Source organism: Streptomyces sp. NPDC021093 (assembly GCF_044333135.1).
Lineage (GTDB): Bacteria > Actinomycetota > Actinomycetes > Streptomycetales > Streptomycetaceae > Streptomyces.
The window spans coordinates 118,592-137,522 of record NZ_JBIRQJ010000005.1; the positions used below are offsets into that span (position 1 = coordinate 118,592).

At 72.8% G+C, this 18,931-nt stretch carries 16 protein-coding genes; 6 read left to right on the forward strand and 10 right to left on the reverse strand.

Features of this window, described 5'->3' with window-relative positions; translation table 11 throughout:
* Positions 1 to 70 precede the first annotated feature (70 nt).
* Complete coding sequence (gene lipB, locus ACH4SP_RS16620) at positions 71 to 868, reverse strand: lipoyl(octanoyl) transferase LipB (RefSeq protein ID WP_398415368.1); 798 nt, start codon at positions 866 to 868, stop codon at positions 71 to 73.
* Positions 869 to 1,098: 230 nt separating this feature from the next.
* Between lipB and ACH4SP_RS16625 the strand changes: the two genes are divergently transcribed.
* Entirely contained in the window at positions 1,099 to 2,559 is a 1,461-nt protein-coding gene (locus ACH4SP_RS16625; RefSeq protein ID WP_398415370.1) for a regulator, read from the forward strand.
* 92 nt (positions 2,560 to 2,651) lie between these two features.
* Here ACH4SP_RS16625 and ACH4SP_RS16630 read toward each other — a convergent pair whose 3' ends face one another.
* Both ACH4SP_RS16630 and ACH4SP_RS16635 read right to left on the reverse strand, forming a co-directional pair.
* Complete coding sequence (locus ACH4SP_RS16630; protein WP_398415372.1) at positions 2,652 to 3,986, reverse strand: NAD(P)/FAD-dependent oxidoreductase; 1,335 nt, start codon at positions 3,984 to 3,986, stop codon at positions 2,652 to 2,654.
* 212 nt (positions 3,987 to 4,198) lie between these two features.
* Positions 4,199 to 5,095: a TIGR01777 family oxidoreductase gene (locus ACH4SP_RS16635; RefSeq protein WP_398415374.1), complete on the reverse strand. Its 897-nt coding sequence runs from the start codon at positions 5,093 to 5,095 to the stop codon at positions 4,199 to 4,201.
* Between the two features lie 55 nt (positions 5,096 to 5,150).
* Between ACH4SP_RS16635 and ACH4SP_RS16640 the strand changes: the two genes are divergently transcribed.
* Both ACH4SP_RS16640 and ACH4SP_RS16645 read left to right on the forward strand, forming a co-directional pair.
* Complete coding sequence (locus tag ACH4SP_RS16640; RefSeq protein ID WP_398415376.1) at positions 5,151 to 5,639, forward strand: GNAT family N-acetyltransferase; 489 nt, start codon at positions 5,151 to 5,153, stop codon at positions 5,637 to 5,639.
* A 235-nt stretch (positions 5,640 to 5,874) separates the two neighbouring features.
* A complete protein-coding gene (locus ACH4SP_RS16645; RefSeq protein ID WP_398415378.1) occupies positions 5,875 to 7,104 on the forward strand; it encodes a PP2C family protein-serine/threonine phosphatase in 1,230 nt (409 codons plus the stop codon).
* Here ACH4SP_RS16645 and ACH4SP_RS16650 read toward each other — a convergent pair.
* Entirely contained in the window at positions 7,101 to 7,781 is a 681-nt protein-coding gene (locus tag ACH4SP_RS16650; protein WP_398415380.1) for a TetR/AcrR family transcriptional regulator, read from the reverse strand. The genes ACH4SP_RS16645 and ACH4SP_RS16650 overlap by 4 nt on opposite strands.
* A gap of 113 nt (positions 7,782 to 7,894) precedes the next feature.
* Here ACH4SP_RS16650 and ACH4SP_RS16655 point away from each other — a divergent pair, with 113 nt between their 5' ends.
* A complete protein-coding gene (locus ACH4SP_RS16655; protein ID WP_398415381.1) occupies positions 7,895 to 8,665 on the forward strand; it encodes an SDR family NAD(P)-dependent oxidoreductase in 771 nt (256 codons plus the stop codon).
* A gap of 74 nt (positions 8,666 to 8,739) precedes the next feature.
* Here the strand turns inward: ACH4SP_RS16655 and ACH4SP_RS16660 are convergent, their stop codons facing one another.
* On the reverse strand, positions 8,740 to 9,258 hold the full coding sequence (locus ACH4SP_RS16660) for a DUF4240 domain-containing protein (RefSeq protein ID WP_398416280.1): 519 nt from the start codon (positions 9,256 to 9,258) through the stop codon (positions 8,740 to 8,742).
* Positions 9,259 to 9,540: 282 nt separating this feature from the next.
* Here ACH4SP_RS16660 and ACH4SP_RS16665 point away from each other — a divergent pair, with 282 nt between their 5' ends.
* Entirely contained in the window at positions 9,541 to 11,634 is a 2,094-nt protein-coding gene (locus ACH4SP_RS16665; RefSeq protein ID WP_398415383.1) for a hypothetical protein, read from the forward strand.
* Positions 11,635 to 11,717: 83 nt separating this feature from the next.
* A complete protein-coding gene (locus ACH4SP_RS16670) occupies positions 11,718 to 12,650 on the forward strand; it encodes an SDR family oxidoreductase (protein WP_398415384.1) in 933 nt (310 codons plus the stop codon).
* A 188-nt stretch (positions 12,651 to 12,838) separates the two neighbouring features.
* Here the strand turns inward: ACH4SP_RS16670 and ACH4SP_RS16675 are convergent, their stop codons facing one another.
* The 5 genes from ACH4SP_RS16675 to ACH4SP_RS16695 form a co-directional block, all read right to left on the reverse strand.
* Positions 12,839 to 13,807, reverse strand: coding sequence for a helix-turn-helix transcriptional regulator (locus ACH4SP_RS16675; protein ID WP_398415386.1), 969 nt, complete (start codon positions 13,805 to 13,807; stop codon positions 12,839 to 12,841).
* A gap of 54 nt (positions 13,808 to 13,861) precedes the next feature.
* Positions 13,862 to 16,534: a pyruvate dehydrogenase (acetyl-transferring), homodimeric type gene (aceE, locus tag ACH4SP_RS16680; RefSeq protein WP_398415388.1), complete on the reverse strand. Its 2,673-nt coding sequence runs from the start codon at positions 16,532 to 16,534 to the stop codon at positions 13,862 to 13,864.
* Between the two features lie 257 nt (positions 16,535 to 16,791).
* Positions 16,792 to 17,415: a GntR family transcriptional regulator gene (locus tag ACH4SP_RS16685; RefSeq protein WP_398415390.1), complete on the reverse strand. Its 624-nt coding sequence runs from the start codon at positions 17,413 to 17,415 to the stop codon at positions 16,792 to 16,794.
* 73 nt (positions 17,416 to 17,488) lie between these two features.
* Positions 17,489 to 18,463, reverse strand: coding sequence for a hypothetical protein (locus ACH4SP_RS16690; RefSeq protein ID WP_398415392.1), 975 nt, complete (start codon positions 18,461 to 18,463; stop codon positions 17,489 to 17,491).
* A gap of 4 nt (positions 18,464 to 18,467) precedes the next feature.
* Complete coding sequence (locus tag ACH4SP_RS16695; RefSeq protein ID WP_398415394.1) at positions 18,468 to 18,860, reverse strand: hypothetical protein; 393 nt, start codon at positions 18,858 to 18,860, stop codon at positions 18,468 to 18,470.
* Positions 18,861 to 18,931 lie beyond the last annotated feature (71 nt).

Consider the following 18,931-nt stretch of genomic DNA (forward strand, 5'->3'; position numbering starts at 1 on the left):
AACACCAGGGTACGCCCGATATTTGTATGGCTTTACGTCCGCACAACCCGGTGCCGGACAGGTGCATTCCCTAAACGGTCGCCGACTCCACCACCCGCGGCGCGAGCACGGACTCCGCCATCACCGCGGTCAGGTGCTTCTCGACCACCGGGAGCACGTCCTCGATGGTGAGCGCGCGGCCCAGCTCGTTCGCGAGCGAGGCGACGCCCGCGTCGCGGATGCCGCACGGGACGATCCGGTCGAACCAGGTGTTGTCCGGGTTCACGTTCAGCGAGAAGCCGTGCATCGTGACGCCCTTGGCGACGCGGATGCCGATCGCGGCGAGCTTGCGGTCCTCGCGGCGCTGACCGGCGTTCGACGGCGCGTACTCCGGGCCGTTCAGCCGGGCGTCGAACTCGGGGTCCGTCAGCCGCGGGTCGAAGTCCAGGGACAGTCCGCCGATCTGCGGGCGCTGCTCGACCGGGTCGCCGAGCACCCAGACGCCGCTGCGGCCCTCGATCCTGGTCGTCTCCAGGCCCAGCTCCGCACAGCTGCGGATCAGGGCCTCTTCGAGGCGGCGCACGTGCGCCACGACGTCGACCGGGCGGGGCAGCTTCTGGATCGGGTAGCCGACGAGCTGTCCCGGGCCGTGCCAGGTGATCTTGCCGCCCCGGTCCACGTCGACGACGGGGGTGCCGTCCAGGGGGCGCTCGCTGTCCTCGGTGCGCCGTCCCGCCGTGTAGACGGGCGGGTGCTCAAGGAGCAGACAGGTGTCGGGCACCTCGTCGGCGAAGCGGGCGGCGTGCACCTCACGCTGCTTCTGCCACGCCTCCTGGTACTCGACGGCATCGTCGCCGAACCCCAGTCGGACAAACCGCAGCTCACTCACGGTGGTGTCTCCTTCGTATCGCCACGCCCCCAGCCACTGTACGGCGGCGGGAAGAGAGGCCCATGGGCAGGGCGAAAGCACGGGGTCTCCGTCAGCGCCTCCGGAGAATCGTCACACGATCGGATGAAGTAGGGGCGCAGAGGTCCGTTGCGGGGTCCAGGGTCGCTAAATTCACGCCGTTCCATGAGGGCTGCCACCCGGGGCCCGGAAGGCAGGAGAGCTCAGAGCTGATGACGGAACGACCTCCGCAGCGCACCCCCAACCGACAGCTCGCCGCGCTCATCGCAGAAGCGGGATTCTCCAACGCAGGCCTTGCCCGACGGGTGGACCAGCTGGGTCTGGAGCACGGGCTCGACCTGCGGTACGACAAGACCTCGGTCACCCGCTGGCTGCGCGGCCAGCAGCCGCGCGGCACCACCCCGGCACTGATCGCCGAAGTGTTCACGAGGCGGCTGGGCAGAAGGCTGTCCGCGCAGGACCTCGGGCTCGACGCCTGCGCCCCCGTGTACGCGGGGCTCGAATTCGCGGCCACCCCGGAAGAGGCCGTGGACATCGTGAGCGGTCTGTGGCGCAAGGACTCCGGCAGCCATGCCGAGCTGCGCAAGATCGCGTTCACCCCGGCCGGGCTCGTCGTGCCCAGCAGGGACTGGCTGATCGGGCGGGCCGACGACCGGGTCGGACGCGGTGAACCCCCCTCGCTGAACGGCGCGGGCGCGAACCGGGTCCCGGCCCAGGGCGGCCGCCCGGGGGCGCTGCCCCGGCAGCGGCAGACCGACCGGGGTCCGGGCCAGCGGGTCACATCGGGCGACATCGCGGCCCTGCGCTCGGTGGCCGATCTGTTCCGCACGCTGGATCACACGTACGGCGGCGGGCACGCCCGGCAGGCCCTCGTGCGCTATCTGGAGCACGAGGCGGAACCGATGCTCAGGGGGGTCTACGGGGAGGCGACGGGCCGGCGGCTGTTCTCGGCCGCCGCCGACCTGACCCGGCTGGCGGGCTGGACGGCGTACGACATCGCGGCGCACGGCCTCGCCCAGCGGTACTTCGTCCAGGCACTGCGGCTCGCGCAGGCGGCCGGTGACCGGGCCTACGGGTCGTACGTCCTGGTGACCATGAGCAGGCAGGCGGTCTACCTCGGGCACGGGCGGGAGGCCGTGCAGCTGGCGCGGGTCGCCCAGCAGGGGGTCGGGTCGTCGGCGCCCCCGGTCGTCCAGGCACTGCTGCACGCCGTGGAGGCGCGCGGGCACGGGGTGCTCGGCGAGGTGCGGGCCTGTACGTCGTCGCTGGTGCGGGCGGAGCGGGCGATGGAGACCGCGCGGCCGGCGGACGACGTACCGCACTGGGCGAAGTTCTTCGACGAGGCGCAGCTGGCCGACGAGTTCGGGCACTGCCACCGGGACCTGCAGCAGTACCGGGCGGCGGCGCAGCACGCGGAGCGCTCGTTGCAGCTGCGGCCGCACGGGTACGCGCGCAGTCGGCTGTTCTGCCGGGTGGTCCTCGCGCAGGCGCGGCTCGGGCTCGGGGAGCTGGACCAGGCGTGCGTGCTGGGCGCGGAGGCGGCGCAGCAGGCCTCCGAGATGCGGTCGGCGCGGGCGACGGAGTACGTGCGGGAATTCGAGCGGCGCCTGGAGCCGTACCGCGACGCGGCCGCGGTGCGGGGGTACCGGGACCGGGTCGCCGCGCTGGGCTGACGAACCGGCCCCGGTGCCCTGGTGGGCGGCCGTTCCGGCCGGGGGTACGATCCCGGCCGGGCGGCCCGCCCGTTCGGTGACGCGGACTGCCGTCAGGCTGCCGCGCGCAGCTCCTCGGCCGGGTGCCCGGTGCGGATGCCGAAGTCCCGCAGGATCTCCTGCGCGGCCCGGCGGCCCGAGTGCAGGGCGCCCTGCACGGTGCTCGTCTCGCGGTGGTCGCCGCACACGTACAGCCCGGACAGCAGCCGGACCGGCCGCCGTACGTCGTGCGGTGCGGGCATCGCGGGCACGGCGTCCGGGTCGTGGTGCACGGCCAGGAGCTCCCAGTCGTCCGTCGGTGTCCCGTACAGCCGCGACAGGTGGGAGCGGACCCCGTCGTCCAGGCCGGGCGGGGGCGTGCCCAGGACCGTGGAGGAGATCAGCACACGGCCGTCGGGTGCGCGCGTGGGGTCGACCGCGCTGATGACGGCGGTGTGCGAGACGGGGCCGCTCCGGTCGGCGTCCAGGACCAGGGCGGAGCCGGTCGGGGGCGCCGAGCGGGTGGTGTGGTGCAGGACGGTGACGGGGTGGAAGTCGGGGACGCGCAGGCCGGGCAGCAGCTCGGCGGCGGCGCGGGCGCCGGTCGCCAGGAGCAGGGAGCGGCAGCCGAGGTCGCCGTCCTCCTTGGTGCTGACGGAGGAGATGGAGGCGCCCGTGACGTGCACTCCGGTACGGACCGTGCCGGGCGGCAGCGTCGCGGCGAGGAGCTCGGGCAGGGACCCCGCGCCGCCCTCGGGCACGCACAGCCGGCCGCGGGCGAAGCCGCGCAGGGCGAGGTCGGCGCACCGGCTGGAGGTGGTGAGGTCGGGGTCGGACAGCAGCGCCGACAGCAGGGGCCGCAGGAAGCCGTTGACCGTACGGGACGGCAGGCCGCGGTGGAACAGGGCCTGCAGGGCCGGGAGTTCGGGCCGGGCGAGCAGGCGCTCGACGGGGGTGCCGGCGAACCTGCCGAGCGCCGCGCTCAGCCTGGCCTGGTCGAGCGGGCCGCCGAGCGGGCCGAGGGGGCGCGGCCTGGGGGCGCTCGCGAGGGCGCGTGCCGTGGTGAGTGCGCCCCGCGCGCTCCGTGTCCTCTGGGGGCCGCCCGTCTCGCCCGCGCGATGGTGCCGGCCCTCGCTGTGCACGAGGACACCGGGCGCGTACGGGCGCAGGACGAGGTCCTCCAGGCCCGGGGTGTGCAGCAGTTCCGGGTAGGCGGTGCTGAGCACCTGGCCGATCCGGTCGAGCCGGAACCCGTCGATCAGGTCGGTGGACATCCGGCCGCCGACGCAAGGGGCGGCCTCCAGGACGCTGACCGTTACTCCGGTGCTGATGAGCTGGTGGGCCGCCCGGAGTCCAGCGACTCCGGCTCCCACGATGACGACGTCCGCATGGTGTGCTGTGGCGAGCACGTGCCCCTCCCCGAGGTCGGCGCGGCTGTGGTGCAGGGCTCATGCCCCCGACAGCCTTGCGGAATACCCGTATGGAGGGTGCAGCGTAGAAGTCCGCACGTGCTCTCCGGCAGGCGCGCACCTCCCGTGCACCGATGCACGGCGGTCGCACGACGGTGGAGAACCGGTCAAGAAGTGATCGGAAAACGGTCGACGATGGGCATGAAGTTGCCTCAATTGGTGTGCAGTGCTGCCTTGATCGCGTCGTCGACGGTCGGGAACGCGAACGAGAACCCGGACTCCAGGAGCCGCCGCGGCACCACCCGCTGACTGCCCAGCACGTCCCCCGCCAGCTCCCCGAGCGCGATCCGCAGTGCGGGCGCCGGCACCGCGAACAGGGCGGGGCGGTGCAGCACCCGCCCCATCGCCGCCGTCACCTCCCGGTTGGTGACCGGCTCGGGGGCGGTCAGGTTCACCGGGCCCGACAGCGACTCGGTGTCGATCAGATGCCGCAGCGCCGCCACCTCGTCGTGCAGCGCGATGAAGCTCCAGTACTGCCGCCCGCTGCCCAGCCGCCCGCCAAGACCCGCCCGGAAGACCGGGAAGAGCCTGCCCCAGGCCCCGCCGCCGCGCGCCACGACCAGGCCGGTCCGGGAGAACACCGTCCGGATCCCCGCCTCCTCGGCGGGCGCGGCGGCCTCCTCCCACTCCACGCACAGCGACGGCAGGAACCCGTCGCCGGGCGGCGCCTCCTCGTCCACCGCGCGGTCCCCGGTCTCCCCGTAGTAGCCGAGCGCGGAGCCGCTGACGAACACCCGCGGCGGTACGTCGAGCGAGGCGACGGCCTCGGCGACGGCCGCGGTGCCGAGCCGTCTGCTCTCCCGCAGCTCCCGCTTGTACGCGTCCGTCCACCGGTGGTCGCCGATGCCCGCCCCGGCCAGGTGCACCACCGCCTCGCAGCCGACCAGACCGTGCGTGTCCACGTAACTCCGCATCGGATCCCAGGTGACCTCGTCCCCGGTCCTGGCCGGGCGTCGTACGAGACGCACCACCTCGTGCCCGTCCGCGCGCAGAGAACGTACAAGTGCCGTACCGATGAGGCCCGTGGAGCCCGTGACTGCGATCCGCATGGGGCCATCCTGCCCCGGGACGGGGCCCGTGCGCGCTCCGTGGCACAGTGGCGCCATGTCCGCCTTCGCGATTCGCACCGCCACGCCGGCCGACGGCCCCGGGATCGGCCGGATCGACCGGGAGACCTGGTCGCCGCTGAGTGCGGTGACCCCGGAGCCCGAGCCGCCGTACGGCCCGTACTTCGACGCCGGTCACCGGCCCGAGGACGTGCTCGTCGCGGTGGGCCCCGGCGGGATCCGCGGGTACGTCCGGCTGGTGCGGCCCACCCCGCTCGCCGCCAACGCGCACGTCCTCCAGATCAACGGCTTCGCCGTCGTCGACGAGGCCCGCGGCCGGGGCCTGGGGCGGGCACTGCTGCGGGCCGCGGCCGACGAGGCGCGCCGGCGCGGCGTCCGGCGGCTCACCCTGCGGGTGCTCGGCCACAACGCACCCGCACGGGCGCTGTACGAGGCGGAGGGATACGCGGTGGAGGGGGTGCTGCCCGGCGAGTTCTTCCTGCGGGGCGAGTACGTGGACGACGTGCTGATGGGCAAGGCCCTCTGACGGACGGGCCCCCGAAGGGTCCGCCGGACGGCGGGAAAGGGGCACAGCGGGCATAGTGATCAGCAGTGGCGCGTGGCCGGAGAGCGGTGCGCGTGCCCGCTCGCAGCCCCTGTCCCTGCCGCCCACCGTCCGTGCAGCTCACCGTCTGTGCAGCTCACCGTCTGTGCAGCTCACCGTCGGTGCCGCCCGCCGTCTTTGCCGCCCGTTGTCGTCAGCCCGGAGGAGTCTGAGCGCGATGAGCTCGGTCCGTGCGCGCCGAGGGGACGAGGTCCCCAAGTGGCTCAGGGGCGAGAAGCCCGCGCTCTGGCTGCGGCTGTTCCCCCTGACCGTCCTGGTGCTGCTGGCCCTGGCCGACCGCATCACGCCGAACGACGTCGAGCTGAGCTACTACCTCGCCGCGCTGCCACCGCTCGCCGCCCTGCTGTACGGACCGGTGAGCACCGCGTTCGTGGGCGTGGCGGTGGCCCTCTTCGCGCTGCGCGGCGGCGAGGACTGGGGCCACGGGGACGGGGTGGTGCTGTCCCTGATGCTGCTCTGCGCGACGAGCGTGGTCATCTCCTGGTCGCGCATCCGCAGGGACGCCCGGCTGGTGACCGTCGGGACGGCGGCCGAGGTCGCGCAGTTCGCGGTGCTGCCCCCGCTGCCGGCCTCCGTCGGCCGGGTGCACTGCGTCGGCCTCTACCGGGCCGCCGAGCTGGGCGCGCTGGTCAGCGGGGACCTGTACGACGTCCGCGGCGGCCCGCACGGCGTACGGGCGGTGATCGCCGACGTGGAGGGGCACGGGCCCGGCGCGGTCGCCACCGTCTCGGCGCTCCTCGGGGCCTTCCGCGAGGCGGCGCTCGACGACGCCGACCTGCCCGCGGTCGCCGCGCGTCTCGACCGGCGGCTGGTCGTCGACTCGGCCGCGGTGGAGCACGCGGAACTGTTCGCGACGGCCGTCCTCATGGAGTTCGCCGATGACGGCCGGTCCGTCCGGGTGGTCTCCTGCGGCCATCCGCCGCCCCTGCTGCTGCGGAACGAACGCGTCACCGAGCTGCGGCTCGACCCCGCCCCGCCGCTGGGCCTGGGGCTGACCGGGTTCGGACCGCCGGCGGTCACCGTCGTACCGCTGGAACCCTGCGACCGGATCCTGGCCCACACCGACGGCATCACCGAGGCCCGTGACGCGGACGGGGAGTTCTACCCCCTGGCCGAACGGCTCGAAGCGCTCGCCCCGGCCGCCGGAGGACCGGAGGACCCCGCGCACCTCGCGCTGCTCGCCGAGGCGGTGCAGCGGGACCTGGTGCGCTTCGCGGCCCATGTCGAGGACGACGTGGCCCTGCTGCTTCTGGCGCCGGACGGGCAGAACTGCCCGGACGACGGGGACGGTCCGGACGGCAGGGATGACGGGGGCGGCCGGGGCAACGGGGACGACCGGGACGACGGGGAGAGCCCGGAGGGCCGGGGCGGGGCGGCCGCCGGTTAACGCAGGCTCATGCCGCCGGTCAGTTCGCGCAGGCAGCGGGCGGCCAGGTCGGCGGGGGAGCCGGGGCCCCTGACGGGCGCCTCGGTGCGGGCCCACTCCTCCAGTGCCGTACGGATGGCGGCGGTCGCAGCCGCCGCGGCGAGCCGCACCTCAAGAGGGTCGGCCGACTCCCCGGCGAGCGCGCCGAGCACGGGGATCAGACGCTCCTCGGACTCCTGGTTCACCCGGTACCAGACGGCCCGCAGCGCGGGGTCCTGCTCGGCGGCCCGCAGCAGCCCACGGGTCCAGTCGAGCTGCTCGGCGGCCTCGGCGTCGGGCGCACCCAGCACCTCGGCCACCGCCCGCTCCAGCGTCGTCAGCACGCCCGCCCCGGGCTCCGCCGCCGCGAGCCGCGCGCGCCACTGGTCGCCGCCGCCGGAGAGCAGCGGGGCGACGGCGTCCTGCTTGCTGCGGAAGTACCGGTAGAAGGTGCGCAGCGCCACCCCCGCGCGCGTGGCGATGGCCTCGGCGGTGGTGCCGTCCGGGCCGTGCTCGGCGAACAGCTCGGCGGCGGCGCGCGCGATGTCGAGCTGGGTGGCGGCCTTCCGTCGCTCGGTGAGGGAGGGCTGGGCGGGGGGCGTCGCGGGGGGCGTCGGCTGGGTGCTCACCACGGAAGAGTACGCCGGGGAGAGGCACATGTGCACACGTTGACGCTATGGCAAATCGTGCCAGTCAGGCGTACCGTGTATATCGGGAACGCCAGGAACCCCTGGTGGGGCCCGTGTGGAACCGCGAATCGGAGAAGAGAACCATGAAGCGTTACGAAGGCCGCCGCGTCCTGATCAGTGGTGCGGGCTCCGGCATCGGCCGTGCCACCGTGCACCGCGTGCTCGCCGAGGGCGGCCGGGTCGTCGCCGTCGACGTCAGCGAGGCCGGTCTGCAGGAGACCGCCGGGCAGGCCGCGGCGGCGGGCGCGTCCGACCGCCTCACCACCGCCGTGCTGGACATCTCCGACGAGGCCTCGGTCAAGGCGGGCGTCGCCGCCGCGGTCGAGACCCTCGGCGGCCTCGACGTCCTGGTCAACGCGGCCGGGATCCTGCGCTCCTCGCACACCCACGAGACCACGCTGGACTTCTTCAACAAGGTGATCGCGGTCAATCTGACCGGCACCTTCCTGATGATCCGCGAGTCGATACCGGCCCTGCTCGCCGGTGACAAGCCGGTCGTCGTCAACTTCTCGTCGACGTCGGCCTCGTTCGCCCACCCGTACATGTCGGCGTACGCGGCGAGCAAGGGCGGCATCCAGTCGATGACGCACGCCATCGCCGCCGAGTACAGCAAGCAGGGTCTGCGCGCGGTGTCCGTCGCACCCGGCTCGATCGCCTCCGACATGACCAGCGGCAAGGGACCGGGCCTGCCCGATGACGCCGACATGACGCTCTTCATGAAGCTCGCCCCGGCCATCGGCGAGGGCTTCGCGGGCGCGGAGACCGTCGCGGGCGTCGTGGCGATGCTGGGCTCCGACGACGGTGCGTTCATCACCGGCACCGAGATCCGGATCGACGGCGGCACGCATTACTGAGGGCGGTGGGAGGGGCCGCTGTGCGGCCCCTCGTCCCTCACCCCTCGTCCCTCACTTTTCGTCCCTCTTCGGCCCTAGTCCCCGAACCGCTCCCAGAGCTGCGGGAAGCGGTCCGCGAGGACGCCGTCGTCGTCCAGGTCCAGGGGCGTCCCCTCCGGCTCCGCCGCCTGCGGCGGGACCCCGAGGTCGGGAGCCACCGCCCCCGTCAGCTGTTCGTACGCCTCGTCCGCCGCGTACCCCAGCTCCTCCCCGTCCCCGTCGATCTCGTCGTCGAACTCGTCGAGCAGTCCGGCCAGATCGTCCGGCTCGTGCAGCGCGCCCTCGAAGACCTCCCGGCCCTGGCCGATCAGCCAGCACCGGAAGTAGTCGAAGGCATCGTCGTTCGCGGCGCCGAGGAGCACCGCCGCCGCCCCCCACAGGTCCCACCGGTAAGCGCGGTTGTAGCGCACCTCGAAGTGCCTGGCGAAGTCGAGCACGGCATCGGGGTCCATCTGGAGCAGTCGCTCGACCAGCAGGTCGGCGTGATCCTCGGGGTCGCCCTCGGCGGCCACGCGGGTGCTGTCGACCGTCTCCCAGAATTCCGTCTCGTCCATCACGTGGTCCAGCATCGGGCTTGCGGGGGTGCGGCGCACGCGGAGCGCACGGATGAGGGCTGTCTCGTTACTCACGTCCGGGCGTCGGCACGCTCTCGTCCGGGCGTCGGCACGCTCTCGTCCGGACGTCGGCACGCTCCTGTACGGACGTCGGCCGATCCGCGTGCGGCGGTCCGTGCGGCGGTCCAGCGCGGTCCCCCTCTTGTGTGACCGTCGGAAGTTTCACTCGTTTGATGGGCAAGCGATGCACGCACTCTCACCCTCAAAGGGGTTGCCCTCGCCATGGACATGCACGACCGTACGGCGCACACCGGGACCGTCGCCGCCCCACTGAGCGTGGAACAGGCCGAGGCCACGCTGGTCGAGCACTATCCGCGCCTCGTCAGGCTCGCCTTTATCACCCTGCCGCCCCCGCTCGGCCGTCACCGCCGTGTCCTCGCCGCCCACGGAATCGTCCAGCGCGCCCTCCCGGCCCGCAGCACCCGCGGTCGCCCCTTCCCACCGGCGGTCCCCGCGCCACGGCTGCCCGCCAGGCGCGGCGCCCCCACCGAGCCCGCGTACGTCACGCTCCGGGCCCTGGTGCTGCGGGAGGCCCTCTCGTACGGCGCGCGGCCCGGCTGGTGGCCCAAGCGCGGCCCCGGCCCCCGGCAGCTGTGGCCCGTGCTGCCCGCCGTGTGGGGGCTGCGGCTCTTCCCCGCCGCGGGCGGCGCCGACGAACTGGCCCTGGAACAAGCCCTGTCGGGCACCGACGCCGCCACCCGCGCCGCCCTCGCACTGCGCCGTGCCGAGGGTCTGGGCGACGCCGAGACCCGGGCCGGGCTGGCCGAGGCAGGGGTGGCCGAGCCCGCCCTCGCGCTCCGCACCGCCGAACGACTCGCCCGGCAGGTGCTGGGCGTGGCGGGGGAGAGCGATCAGGGGAACTGTCAGGAGGAAGGCCGGGAGGAAGGCCGGGACGGAGGTCGGGACGGAGGCCGGGAAGTGGCTCAACACCCGCTCCTCTCCGGTGAGTTCGATCCCTGCTTCGTGCACACCCGCCCCACCGACCTGCTGCGCCGCCGGCACCGCGTCCGCACCGCGGGCGCTGCCCTCGTCGTCGCCGCGACGGCCGCCGCGGCCCTGCCCGTCGTGCTCGGCGGCGGTCCGCGCACACCGGAGCGGATCGCCGCCACCGGCACCGTTGACGTCGCCCTGGCCCAACGGGTCCTGGACCCCCGCAACGTGGTGCGCACCGCCGCCGGTGCCTGGGCCGACACCTCGCGCGTCGACTTCACCGTCTGGCCCGCCAGGGGCGACCGCAGCGACGACCTCGCACTGCTCGGCCGTGCCCTCCAGGTGTGGGCGAGTCCCGCCCGTACGGTACGGATCTCCAGCACGCCCGGCACGGGCACGGAACCGCCGACCGCACCGCCCCGGCTGCTGTACGCGGGCGACGTCGACGGCACCGCGGTCGTCCTGCTGAACGACGGCGACCGCACCGTCAGGTACGCGGAACCCGCCGACGGCGACAGGCCGCCGTCGCTCGAATTCGCCCGTACCGACGACGCCGACGTGGTCACCGGCGCGGCCCTCGTCGTCACCCGCGACGGAGCCGGCACCCGCTTCCTGCTTGCCCCCTGGATCGCCGAGAGCACCACCCGCGACCTGCTGAAACCCCATTCCCCCGGTCGCGGGCTCACGGTGCGCGGAGACGGCGTCACCGCGGCCGTGCCCCGCCCGGCCGCCGGCGGTACGTGCGACTCCTGGCCGGTGCTCCAGCTCCGCTCGTCCGAGCTGATCGTGGAGAAGCACGCGTTCCTGCTGACGGACCTCGGAGACCTCGCGCCCGTGCACCTCACGTACACCCCGCCGCCCGGCCGGGGAGCCCCCGCCAGGCAACCGCGCGAGGCGACCGGCACCGCCGCGCTGCGGACCTGGGCGCACAGCGCCTGCCACCTGCCGTCGATGCGCGGCGTCGGCGTGCGCGCCGTCAACAACTGGGTGTACGCACAGCAGACGCTGCCCGAGGCGGGCGGCCGGGCCGACTGGGTGTGCACCCGCGCCGACACCTGGCGGGGTCCGGGCCGCGTCATGGTCCAGCTCCAGCTGCCGGGCACGGAGCCGACCCGGCTCGGGGCGCTGGTGGCGACCGCGCAGGACACCGCGTCCTGCAGCAGGTTCGGGCAGCACGTACTGGCGGGCGCGGGCTGGCAGGCACCCGGGTCGGGCCATTGGTACCTGCTCGCGGCAGGAAGCAGGAAGGTCACCCGGATCGAGGCGGGCGGCGGAGTGCGGGCGACGGCGCCCGGGACCACGATGGCGGTACGGGCGCCCAAGGGGGTCGAGGCACAACTGAAGGGGAGGACGGCGGACGGGGGGACGGTGGCGGGGCTGCGATGAGATCCCGGCGGTAATCCCGACAGAAGGTGTCGGGATTGAGCGGCATCCTCGTACGTATCGAACCGAACGACGAAGGAGCCGTGATGAACCCGACGAACCCTGTGCGGCAGGACCTGGCCGGCCGGATCGCCCTCGTCGCGGGCGCGACGCGCGGCGCAGGACGCGCCATCGCCGTGGAGCTGGGGGCGCTGGGCGCGACGGTGTACGTCACCGGGCGCACCACCCGCGACAAGGTCAGCGAGGTCGGCCGGACGACGGAGACGATCGAGGAGACCGCGGAACTGGTGACGGCGGCGGGCGGCGAGGGCGTCGCCGTCCCCACCGACCACCTGGAGGCGGACCAGGTCCTGGCCCTGGCCGAGCGGATCGACCGGGAGCGCGGGCGGCTCGACGTCCTCGTCAACGACATCTGGGGCGGTGAGCACCTGGTCGAGTTCGGCAAAAAGATGTGGGAGACCGAACTCGCGCACGGCATGCGGATGTTGGAACTGGGGGTCAAGAGCCACATCATCACCAGCAGCTGTGTGCTGCCGCTGCTGGTGCGTCATGAGGGCGGGCTCGTCGTCGAGATCACCGACGGCACGGCCGAGTCGAACAAGGGGTTCCGCGCGAACTTCTACTACGACCTCGCGAAGAACGCACCGATCCGGATGGCGTCGAACCTGGCGCACGACCTGGCGGACGTGGGCGGGACGGCGGTCTCCGTGACCCCCGGATTCCTGCGCTCCGAGCAGATGCTCGACCACTTCGGGGTGACGGAGGCGAACTGGCGCGACGCGATCGCCAAGGAACCGTCCTTCGCGATCGCGGAGTCACCGGTGTACGTGGGACGGGCTGTGGCACACCTGGCCGCAGACCCGGCGCGGGCGCGGTGGAGCGGACGGTCGCTGTCCAGCGGGCAGTTGGCGGCGGAGTACGGATTCACGGACGCGGACGGGTCGCGGCCGGATGCGTGGGGGTATCTGTCGCGGGTCATGAACGGTGAGACGGACGTCTCAGCCGACGACTACCGCTGAGGTGAGGCGGGGTGGGGTGGTCGTACGGGTGCGGGCCGGTGGAGGGCTGGTCGCGCAGTTCCCCGCGCCCCTAAATGCCTGCCCCCTACCCCCTAGCCCTCTTGGGCAGCGGGGCCGCCCCCCGGGGGCGGGACGGGTGGGCAAGGGGGCGGCCCCCCACTGCGGCACGCCCCCCGCGCTCGCCCCACTCACCCGTAGAGCTTTCCCACCCTCCGCGCCGTCTCCGCCAGCATCGTCCTCAGCTCCGACGGCTCCAGCACCTCCACCTCCGCCCCCAGCCCCAGCAGCTGTGCGTACGCCACCTCCACCGACTCCACCGGCACGGTGACCGTCACCCGGCCCCGGGGGTCCGGCGGGCCCGCGGCCGTCAGGGCCTCGCGGGAAGCGGTCGGGTCCAGGGTGCGGGGCAGGGCGCGCGCACCCGCTTCGGTCAGTCGCAGGACCGCCTCCGTCCGCAGGATCGAGCGGGCGAAGTCCGCCGCCCTCGACTCCCAGAAGGCCGGCAGATCGAAGGACTGGGGCCGTTCGAAATGTTCGTCGGTGGCGGTGACCGACCTGAAGCGGTCCAGCCGGTAGACCCGTACGTCCCCGGAACCGGCCCGCGCGCACACGTACCAGATGCCGCCCTTGAGCACGAGTCCGTACGGTTCCAGGCGTCGCTCGACCTCCCGGTCCGCCCGCCCGTACCGCGTGTCGACGACCCGGTCGTCCCACACGGCCTCCGCCACCGCGGGCAGCAGCGCGGGGGTCTCCGGCTCCTGGTACCAGCCGGGTGCGTCCAGGTGGAAGCGCTGCGCGGCATTCGCGGAGGCGTCGCGGAGCGAGGGCATCAGGGCCGCCGACACCTTCAGCCGGGCCGCCGACGCCGCGTCCTGGAGGCCCATCTCCCGCAGTGCGCCCGGCAGTCCGGACAGGAAGAGGGCTTCCGCCTCGCTGCGGGCGAGCCCCGTCAGGCGGGTCCGGTAGCCGCCGATCAGGCGGTAGCCGCCCGCCCTGCCCCGGTCCGCGTACACCGGGACGCCCGCCTCGGAGAGTGCAGCTGCGTCCCGTGTGACGGTCCGCTCGGACACCTCCAGCTCCTGCGCCAGCTCGGCGGCCGTCATCATGGGCCGGGACTGGAGCAGCAGCACCATCTTGATCAAACGGGCAGCGCGCATGAGGTCATCATGCGCGCTGCCACTGACATTCAGGCCGCGGAGGGCCCACGGGTGCTACAGGCCGTAGCGCTCCCGCGCCTCCTTGACCGCCGAGGCCGGGACCGTGCCCCGCTTCGACAGCTGGGCCAGCGTGGCCACGACGACCGACTGGGCGTCGACGCCGAAGTGGCGGCGGGCCGCCTCACGGGTGTCGGAGAGGCCGAAGCCGTCCGTGCCCAGCGAGGTGTAGTCCTGCTCGACCCACTGGCTGATCTGGTCGGGAACCTGACGCATCCAGTCGCTGACCGCGACGACCGGGCCCGGCGCGTCGGCCAGGACCTGGGTCACGTACGGCGTGCGCTGCTCGCCGCGCAGGAGCGCCTCGTCGGCCTCCAGCGCGTCGCGGCGCAGCTCGCCCCACGAGGTCGCGGACCAGACGTCGGCGAACACGTTCCACTCGGCGGCGAGGAGCTCCTGCGCCTCCAGGGCCCAGTGGATCGCCGTGCCGGAGGCGAGCAGCTGGGCACGCGGGGCGTCCGGAGAGGTCGCGGTGGCCGCTTCCTTGAACCGGTAGAGGCCCTTGACGATGCCCTCCTCGACGCCCTCGGGCATCGCGGGCTGCGGCATCGGCTCGTTGTAGACGGTGAGGTAGTAGAAGATGTCTTCCGGCTTCTCGCCGTACATCCGCTTCAGACCGTCCTGGACGATCACCGCGACCTCGTACGCGAACGCCGGGTCGTAGTTCAGCGACGCGGGGTTCGTGGAGGCGATCAGGTGCGAGTGGCCGTCCGCGTGCTGGAGGCCCTCGCCCGTCAGGGTCGTACGGCCGGCCGTCGCGCCGACGATGAAGCCCTTGCCGAGCTGGTCGGCGAGCTGCCACATCTGGTCGCCGGTCCGCTGCCAGCCGAACATCGAGTAGAAGATGTAGAACGGGATCATCGTCTCGCCGTGCGTCGCGTACGCGGTCGACGCGGCGATGAAGTCCGCCATGGCCCCGGCTTCGGTGATGCCCTCGTTGAGGACCTGACCGTCCTTGGCCTCCTTGTAGTACATGAGCTGGTCGCGGTCGACCGGGTCGTACGTCTGGCCGAGGGGCGAGTAGATGCCGGCGGAGGGGAACAGCGCCTCCATGCCGAAGGTGCGCGCCTCGTCCGGGACGATCGGCACCCAGCGCTTGCCGGTCTCCTTGTCCCGCATCAGGTCCTTCACCAGGCGGACGAACGCCATGGTGGTGGCCATGCCCTGCTTGGAGCCCTTCTTCAGGGCGGCGAAGGACTTCTCCGCGGGCTGCGGCAGCGGTGCGGAGGCGTGCATGCGGCGGGCGGGGGCCGGACCGCCGAGGGCGGCACGGCGCTCCTGGAGGTAGCGGATCTCGGGGGAGTTCTCGCCCGGGTGGCCGTACGGGACCAGGGACTCGTCCAGCTTGGCGTCCGGAATCGGAAGCTCCAGGAGGTCGCGCATGGCGCGGAACTCCTTGCCGGTGAGCTTCTTCATCTGGTGGTTGGCGTTGCGCGACTCGAAGCCGGGGCCGAGCGTGTAGCCCTTCACCGTCTGCGCGAGGATCACGGTCGGCGCGCCCTTGAACTCGACGGCCGCCTTGTACGCCGCGTACACCTTGCGGGCCTCGTGGCCGCCGCGGGAGGTGTGGAAGCACTCGGCGATCTTCGCGTCGCTCAACAGGGCCGCGAGCTGCTTGAGGGCCGGCTCGGCGCCGAAGAAGTGCTCGCGGATGTAGGCCACGTCGCGGGTCGCGTACGTCTGGAACTGGGCGTCGGGGACCGCGCGCAGACGGCGGACCAGCGCACCCGTGGAGTCGAGCTGGAACAGCTCGTCCCAGGCGGAGCCCCACAGCGACTTGACGACGTTCCAGCCGGCGCCGCGGAAGGCGCCCTCCAGCTCCTGCACGACGCGGAAGTTGGCGCGGACCGGGCCGTCCAGGCGCTGCAGGTTGCAGTTGATGACGAAGGTCAGGTTGTCCAGGCCTTCGCGGGCGGCCAGTGCGAGCGCGGCCGTGGCCTCGGGCTCGTCCATCTCGCCGTCGCCGAGGAACGCCCAGACGTGGGAGTTCGAGGTGTCCTTGATGTTGCGGTTCTGCAGGTAGCGGTTGAAACGCGCCTGGTAGACCGCGGACAGCGGGCCGAGACCCATGGAGACCGTGGGGAACTCCCACAGCCAGGGGAGCCGGCGCGGGTGCGGGTAGGACGGGAGGCCGTTGCCGCCCGCCTCCTGCCGGAAGTTGTCGAGCTGCTGCTCGGAGAGGCGGCCGTCGAGGAAGGCGCGCGCGTAGATGCCGGGGGAGGCATGGCCCTGTATGTAGAGCTGGTCGCCGGAGCCGTCCCCCTCCTTGCCGCGGAAGAAGTGGTTGAAGCCGGTCTCGTAGAGCCAGGCGGCGGAGGCGAAGGTCGCGATGTGGCCGCCGACCCCGAACCGGGAACCGCGGGTCACCATGGCCGCCGCGTTCCAGCGGTTCCACGCGGTGATCCGGCTCTCCATCTCCAGGTCGCCGTCGAAGGCGGGCTCGGAGGCGGTCGGGATGGTGTTGACGTAGTCCGTCTCCAGCAGCTTGGGCAGTGCGAGACCGGCGGCCTCGGCGTGCTGGAGGGTGCGCCGCATCAGGTATTCGGCCCGGTTCGAGCCTGCGGCCTTGGCGACGGCGTCGAGGGAGGCCGCCCATTCGGCGGTCTCTTCGGTGTCGCGGTCCGGGAGCTGGTCGAGCTCGCTCGGAAGCTTGCGTACGGGGTCGGTCATGACGCCGCCTTCCGGGAAGGAGGGGGTGGAGAAAGAGGGGGGTCTGTGTCTGGCAGGACGGGACCCTGGTGGTGCGTTTTAGCGGGACCTTGATGAGGTCCGCCGTCGACTGTAAGCAACTGATCGATGATCGATCAAAGTCTGGGGCCAAAAAAGTCTTCCGCAGACCAAACTAGGCATTCCGTGCCACGAAAATGGGCACGAAGTGTCAGTGCCGAAAGTCCCAATCCGGGCAATACGGGCGCGTGGCGCTCGGATCAAGCACGCGGCGCACATCCGAGCACATGCGCCTTCACCAGCTCGCCGATCCGCGGATCCCGTCGCCGGAAGGCCGCCACGAGGTCCTCGTGCTCCTCCGCGTACGACTTCTGGACCGTCCCCAGCCAGCGGATCGACAGCGCTGTGAACACCTCGATGCCCAGGCCCTCCCAGGTGTGCAGCAGCACGCCGTTGCCCGCCGCCCGCACCAGCTCGCGGTGGAAGCCCACCGTGTGCCGCACCTGCGCCTCCCCGTCGACCGCCCGGTCCGCCGCGTACAGCGCCAGCACGTGCGGCTCAAGGGCCGACACGTCGTCCGCGAGCACGGGGGCCGCCAGCTCGGCGGCGATCTGCTCCAGGCCCGCCCGGACCGGGTAGCTCTCCTCCAGGTCGGCGGCCGTCAGATTCCGTACCCGTACGCCCTTGTTGGGGGCCGACTCGATCAGCCGCAGCGTCTCCAGCTCGCGCAGCGCCTCGCGCACGGGCGTCTGACTGACCTGGAGCTCGGTGGCGATCCTGCGCTCCACGATGCGCTCGCCCGGCTTCCAGCGCCCGCTGACGATCCCCTCCACGATGTGCTCGCGGATCTGTTCGCGCAGCGAGTGGACGACGGGCGGGGTCATGAGGAACTCCTTCAAGCGGGCGGCGCGGCGGGCGGGCCGTGTGGGGATGACGATACGGGCAGCCCGGGGGCCGTCAGGCCGGGACCTGTGGTCCGTGCGGCGATGCCCCCGCGGGCACCTTGGCGGCGTTGCGCGCGACCGCGTCGTAATGGGCCTCGATCGAGGCGAGGGTGGCTGCGGCGTCCGCCACCGCGCGGCGCTCGTACGCCAGATGGACGGCTTCGGAGACCCCCAGGTAGTTCACCGCCGTACGGCACCGGAGATCGGCGCTGGCGGCGGCCTTCTCGCGGGGGCCCGCTTCGGCGGTACGGGCCCAGGCGGGATCCTCGGCCGCGGCCTCGAAGGACGCGTAGGAGAAGCCCCGCTGCTTCATGCAGGAGGACCAGGCGGCGGTCATCCTCGTGTACGCCGGGTCCGCGGCCCCCCGTGCCCAGGCGGCGGACCGCAGCCTCAAGAGGGTGTTGAGCGCGCTGTTGCCGGGGTGCTCGGCGGACTCGGCGGGGCTGCCCTCGGCGAGGGTGCGTTCCGTGCGGCCGGCGCAGCCGCCGCGCGGCACGGTGCGGCCGTTGACCTTGCGGTCGGGTCCTGTGGAGGGGGCGCCGCTGGGGGCGGGACGGGGATCGGGGCCGTTGAGGACGAGCAGACGGGTCTGCTGCTCGGGGTCGGGCTTGCGGCCGGTCCGCTCGTCCGTCCCACCGGGCACGTTGTGGAAGCCGTACGCCGCCGCCTCTTCGAGGGTGCGGGGGAGCGTGGTGCCCCGGCGGAGGTCGGCGAGCAGTCCCGCGTCGGAGTGGGCGGTGATCCGCGTCGTGAATCCGAATTCGGCCATACAGGAATTGAGGAGTGCGGACTCGGCCCGCTGGATTTCCTTCAATTCGCCGTCGCCGGGCAGAAAGGCGGCGAAAGGCATTTCCGTGTCGGTGGGTCCGGAAGGAGTGGCCACCGGCCCGACGACGACCGGCTCGGCCGCCTTCTTCTCCGTACCCCCGCAGCCCGCCAGCAGCCACAGCGCCGTGACCGCCAGGGCTGCCGCTCCCCGCTTCCGCACGCGGTCAGGCTTTCCCGTACACCCAGGGCCCACAGGCGCTGAACGCACCGGTGCCGGCCTCGCCGACACAGGTCTGGTACGAGATCACGGAATCCTCGGCGAGGTTGAAATTGAAGTCCGCACGGTAGTTGAGACCGCCGGTCACCCAGTTGTTGTAGACCTTGTTCCGGTACGGGACGTAGAGGCGGCCCACCGCGGAATGGCCGTCCTTCGCGATGTCCTGGACCACGTGGTGATCGCCCTCCGACTCCCACCAGGAGGCGCCGCCCGCACCGGTGCTCCAGGCGATGCCGCCCTCTTCGCCGGCGGCCGAACCGGCCATGGCGAGGGTCAGTGCAAAAGCACCCGTAATGGCCAGCGAAATACGCTTTGCCCCGGTCTTCCTGCCGGACTGCATTTCCCGCTCCCTCCCACGACTGGGAATTACCCTAACGCGCAGCGGCCCCTCCGGAAAATTCCCGGAGGGGC

Excerpts from the sequence above, each read along its gene's own strand:
- ACH4SP_RS16675 (WP_398415386.1), bottom strand. The coding sequence starts at position 13,807 with ATGCGCGCTGCCCGTTTGATCAAGATGGTGCTGCTGCTCCAGTCCCGG.
- ACH4SP_RS16685 (WP_398415390.1), bottom strand. The coding sequence starts at position 17,415 with ATGACCCCGCCCGTCGTCCACTCGCTGCGCGAACAGATCCGCGAGCAC.
- ACH4SP_RS16635 (WP_398415374.1), bottom strand. The coding sequence starts at position 5,095 with ATGCGGATCGCAGTCACGGGCTCCACGGGCCTCATCGGTACGGCACTT.
- ACH4SP_RS16650 (WP_398415380.1), bottom strand. The coding sequence starts at position 7,781 with ATGTGCCTCTCCCCGGCGTACTCTTCCGTGGTGAGCACCCAGCCGACG.
- ACH4SP_RS16665 (WP_398415383.1), top strand. The coding sequence starts at position 9,541 with ATGGACATGCACGACCGTACGGCGCACACCGGGACCGTCGCCGCCCCA.
- ACH4SP_RS16640 (WP_398415376.1), top strand. The coding sequence starts at position 5,151 with ATGTCCGCCTTCGCGATTCGCACCGCCACGCCGGCCGACGGCCCCGGG.
- ACH4SP_RS16655 (WP_398415381.1), top strand. The coding sequence starts at position 7,895 with ATGAAGCGTTACGAAGGCCGCCGCGTCCTGATCAGTGGTGCGGGCTCC.
- ACH4SP_RS16645 (WP_398415378.1), top strand. The coding sequence starts at position 5,875 with ATGAGCTCGGTCCGTGCGCGCCGAGGGGACGAGGTCCCCAAGTGGCTC.
- ACH4SP_RS16695 (WP_398415394.1), bottom strand. The coding sequence starts at position 18,860 with ATGCAGTCCGGCAGGAAGACCGGGGCAAAGCGTATTTCGCTGGCCATT.
- aceE (WP_398415388.1), bottom strand. The coding sequence starts at position 16,534 with ATGACCGACCCCGTACGCAAGCTTCCGAGCGAGCTCGACCAGCTCCCG.
- ACH4SP_RS16625 (WP_398415370.1), top strand. The coding sequence starts at position 1,099 with ATGACGGAACGACCTCCGCAGCGCACCCCCAACCGACAGCTCGCCGCG.
- ACH4SP_RS16660 (WP_398416280.1), bottom strand. The coding sequence starts at position 9,258 with ATGGACGAGACGGAATTCTGGGAGACGGTCGACAGCACCCGCGTGGCC.
- ACH4SP_RS16670 (WP_398415384.1), top strand. The coding sequence starts at position 11,718 with ATGAACCCGACGAACCCTGTGCGGCAGGACCTGGCCGGCCGGATCGCC.